Here is a 3,765-nt window from a genome sequence, read left to right as displayed (position 1 = left end):
GGCCGAAGCCGCACCCGCTGAGGCCCCTTCGGTGGCGACGACGACGGGGAGCGACTCGCTCCTCGGAGGAACCCAGGGACTGGTCAACATCGACATCCCGATCACGGTCGGCGGCAACGCCATCACGGTGATCGGCGACGCCGAGTCCACCGGCTCGAGCACCACCGGCGGCAACACCGGCTCCGGCAACACCGGAGGCACCGGATCGACCGGCGGCTCGACAACCTCGGGTGAAGACAGCATCCTCGGCGGAACCCAGATCGTTCCCGTCATCGGAGCACCCGTCACGGTCGGCGGCAACGCCATCACACTGATCGGCGACGCCGAGTCCACCGACTCGAGCACCACCGGCGGCAACACCGGAGGCACCGGCTCGACCGGCGGCTCAACAACCTCGGGTGAAGACAGCATCCTCGGCGTAACCCAGATCGTTCCCGTCATCGGAGCACCCGTCACCATCGGCGGCAACGCCATCACACTGATCGGCGACGCGACCAGCACAGGATCCGTCGTCACCGGAGGCAACACGGGCAACACCGGAGGCACCGGCGAGAACACCACCGACGGCGAAGGAAGTATCGGAGGAGGAACTCAGATCATCCCGGTGATCAACCTCCCGATCGTCATCGGCGGCAACGCGGTCACCGTGATCGGCGACTCGACCGTGAACCCCACCGGACCGACCGGACCGACGGACCCGACGGACCCCACGGACCCCACGGACCCCACGGACCCCACGGACCCGACCGGACCCACGGGCCCGACCACACCGACCGATCCCACGGACCCGACCGACCCGGCCACACCGGGAACGCCGACGACCACCACAACCGTGGTGACCACCGGTAACGTCACCGCCGCCGGCCGCTCAGCCTCGGGCTACTCGGCCTCGGGCTACACCGCCGGAACCAATGCCTCGGGCCTCGCCCTCACGGGCATCTCGGCGGCACCGATCGCGGGAGCCATCCTGCTCCTGCTCCTGGCCGGACTCGCTCTCATGATCACCTCGCGTAAGAAGGACGCACGCATCTGACGAGCCAGTCCGAACCCACCTGTGCCGGGCGCCACTTCGTGTGGCGTCCGGCACAGGCGCGCGCCGTGCGACGCACTCAGGCCGCGTCGTTCGCGACGGCGGCCAGCACCACAGGGTCTTCGCATCCCCTCGCGAATCCGCGGATGCGACGGTCGATGTCACGCTGAAAAATATAGGCGCCGATGCGTTCGGCGATCGGCGCGAGCCATTTCGGTTGGCACGCGAAGTTGTACCGCCAGACGGCGAGCGTGTGGTCGGGCAAACCTTCGGCGACGCTGAACCGCCATCCGCCGCCCAGGCGCTCGAAGAACCACGAGCCCTTGGTCATCTTCATTCCCACGTTCGATGGCGGCTTGTACGACACGTACTCGCTCTCCATCCGAAATCCGAAGCGCTGCACGGTGTAGGTGCGCACTCCCTTTGCCGGCGTGGTGGCCCCGCCCAGAAAGTGCTGCGTTCTGATGAACGGATCCCAGCGTGTGCGAACGGCTCCCGTCGTCTGCGAGACGGCGAACGCGGTCTCGACGTCGACCGGAACAACGCAGCGGGACTCGACGACGGGCATGCGTGCATTGTGCCATGCGCCGCCAGACAGCCGTCGTGAATGGCTATTCGACGTCGACCGGCGGCATCCAGTGACGCAGATCCAGGATGCGGTCGGCCGCACCTTCACGCGACTCGATGAGCCGGGCATTCGGTTCGTCGACGATCCGCACCCACTCGCGCGCGGCATCCGGCGCCTTGCCGAACGCCTCGTGCCGAGCGATCAAGCGATGCCGTCTGAGGGCCGCGTCGGTGACCACATGCCACGCCGTGTCGAGCTGGCGTCGCACCGCGCTCCACGCCTTCCCCGAAAGCATCAGGTAATTGCCTTCGGCCACGATGATGTCGTCACTCGGCTCGATCGACCGAGCTGCCGCGAGGGGCTGCTCGAGACCTCGCTCGAAATCCGGCGCAAAGACCGTGTGGTTCGGTCGGGCGCGCAGTGTTTCGATAAGACGTGCATATCCGAAGGCGTCGAAGGTCTCGGGGGCGCCCTTGCGATCGAGAAGCCCCCGTCGCTCGAGCTCGATGTCGGCGAGATGAAAGCCGTCCATCGGCAGATAGGCCGCTCCGGGTCCGATCGCACGCACCAGCGATCGCGCGAGCGTCGTTTTGCCAGAACCGGGCGAGCCCGCTATGCCCACGATGACGCGGCCACTCGTTGGGCGCGGGAGCTCGCGGATGAGCGCGGTCAATTGAGGATCGACGGACGACAAAATCAGTGGGGCGGGTCGGTTCACCGTGACAACGCTACTCACTGGCGGCCCGATCGGGCCGTCTGAATGAATTGCCGGTTCTGCTGAGAGCACTCGCTAGACTTCGATAGCGGCCACGGGAGGATTCCTCATGACAGAACTCGTCGACATTCCCTCTCCCGGCTGGCCTCTGATGTTCGGCAGCGAGGGACTGCCGGCGATCGTGCTCGTGCACGACGATTACGGGCGCCTTCCCTACCTCGAGGCATACGCCGCCGCCCTGTCGAAGCAGGGATTCTTCGTCGTCGTTCCCGACCTCTTCAACGGAGTCGCGACCGTCGACACGGCGGGCGTCGACCTGCTTCGCTCGCGCCGCGATGACGGCTTCGCCATCGCCACCCTCTTCGATGCGATCGCGCTGGGCCGCAGTTCGGGAGCACCCCGCGTCGGCATCATCGGCCTCGGGGTGGGCGGCTGGCTTGCGCTGCGCAGTGCGCAAGAGGGAGCGGTCGACGCGGTCGTCGCATACTACGCCGGACTCGGCGAAAACGAGGGTGGCATCGTTCCGTGCCCGGTCGCGCTGCACTATTCCGAGAATGACGAATGGGGTTCAGGGCTCACGGCCGACCTGTTCGTCAGCCGACTCAAAGAGGTCGGCACCCCTGTGACCCGTCACACCTACAGCGGAACATCCACCTACTTCGCCAACGCCACCGCGTCTGCGTCGCTCGACAAGAACGCCGCCGCTCTCGCCTTCGCCCGCTCGACGTACTTCATGCAGGGGCAACTGCTCGACTGACGGATGATCGCTGCCGCCCGATTACCGCGCCTTCGAGACGTCGTAGAGGTGGTGCACCGGATCGTGGATGAAGTACTGAGCGAGGGTCGCCACAGTGAAGCGGGCGCCGTCTCCGCGCCGGCCCGTTCTGTGCCACGCGCCCTCATTTACCCCGGAGATCGTCGCCGCGACCGCGAGGCCGGCCTCGACGAGTTCTGCCGAGACGACAGCCGGGTCCTGTTCGTTGTAGCGCTCGGCGACGGCCGTCGCGTCTTGATCCCAGTTGGCGAAGCGCGGATCGTCTTGGTCGAGCATCAGGGTGAACCGCGTGTTCATCGTGCGGTACACGTCGCGCACGTGCGCCGCGTATTCGAGCGCCGACCAGGTGTCGTCATCCGGTCGAGTCGCCACGTCGGGCCGGCGCAGAACAGCCGGCCAGGCGGCCGCGTTGCTGCGGGTCAGTTCGGGCACGTCGCGGGCGTCGATGGCCGACGCGTCGAATGCGCATTCGGGGCACTTCTTGTCGAGCACCCAGGTCCAGCTTTTGGTGTCGGGAACGATAGGCATGGGCCGAGTCTACGAACGCGTCACAGTGCCCGGCCACACGATTCGTGCCAGTCGACATCGACATCGTGCCTCCGCGGTCGGCATCCACGACAGAACGCAAGTGGGCAGAACCGCGCATAGCGGCCACGACGACCGTCCGATAAAGTAAG

5 protein-coding genes are annotated in these 3,765 nt (G+C 66.6%); 2 read left to right on the top strand and 3 right to left on the bottom strand.

What is annotated here, in order from left to right:
• Window positions 1-1,033: hypothetical protein (locus ACE5CZ_RS08465; RefSeq protein WP_374946890.1), on the top strand; the 1,033-nt coding region annotated here is incomplete at its 5' end.
• Between the two features lie 76 nt (window positions 1,034-1,109).
• Here ACE5CZ_RS08465 and ACE5CZ_RS08460 read toward each other — a convergent pair.
• Window positions 1,110-1,598 (bottom strand): SRPBCC family protein, encoded by a 489-nt coding sequence (locus ACE5CZ_RS08460; RefSeq protein WP_374946889.1) that lies wholly within the window; start codon window positions 1,596-1,598, stop codon window positions 1,110-1,112.
• Between the two features lie 43 nt (window positions 1,599-1,641).
• Entirely contained in the window at window positions 1,642-2,316 is a 675-nt protein-coding gene (locus tag ACE5CZ_RS08455; protein WP_374946888.1) for a nucleoside/nucleotide kinase family protein, read from the bottom strand.
• 106 nt (window positions 2,317-2,422) lie between these two features.
• Between ACE5CZ_RS08455 and ACE5CZ_RS08450 the strand changes: the two genes are divergently transcribed.
• On the top strand, window positions 2,423-3,070 hold the full coding sequence (locus tag ACE5CZ_RS08450) for a dienelactone hydrolase family protein (protein ID WP_374946887.1): 648 nt from the start codon (window positions 2,423-2,425) through the stop codon (window positions 3,068-3,070).
• Between the two features lie 21 nt (window positions 3,071-3,091).
• On the opposite strand, the gene ACE5CZ_RS08445 is transcribed toward ACE5CZ_RS08450, so the two are convergent.
• Window positions 3,092-3,616, bottom strand: coding sequence for a DinB family protein (locus tag ACE5CZ_RS08445; protein ID WP_374946886.1), 525 nt, complete (start codon window positions 3,614-3,616; stop codon window positions 3,092-3,094).
• Window positions 3,617-3,765 lie beyond the last annotated feature (149 nt).

This window comes from Agreia sp. (genome assembly GCF_964263775.1).
Taxonomy (GTDB): Bacteria; Actinomycetota; Actinomycetes; order Actinomycetales; family Microbacteriaceae; genus Agreia.
The sequence above is the reverse complement of the archived record's forward strand: the minus strand, read 5'-3'. Positions and strand labels throughout refer to the sequence as shown.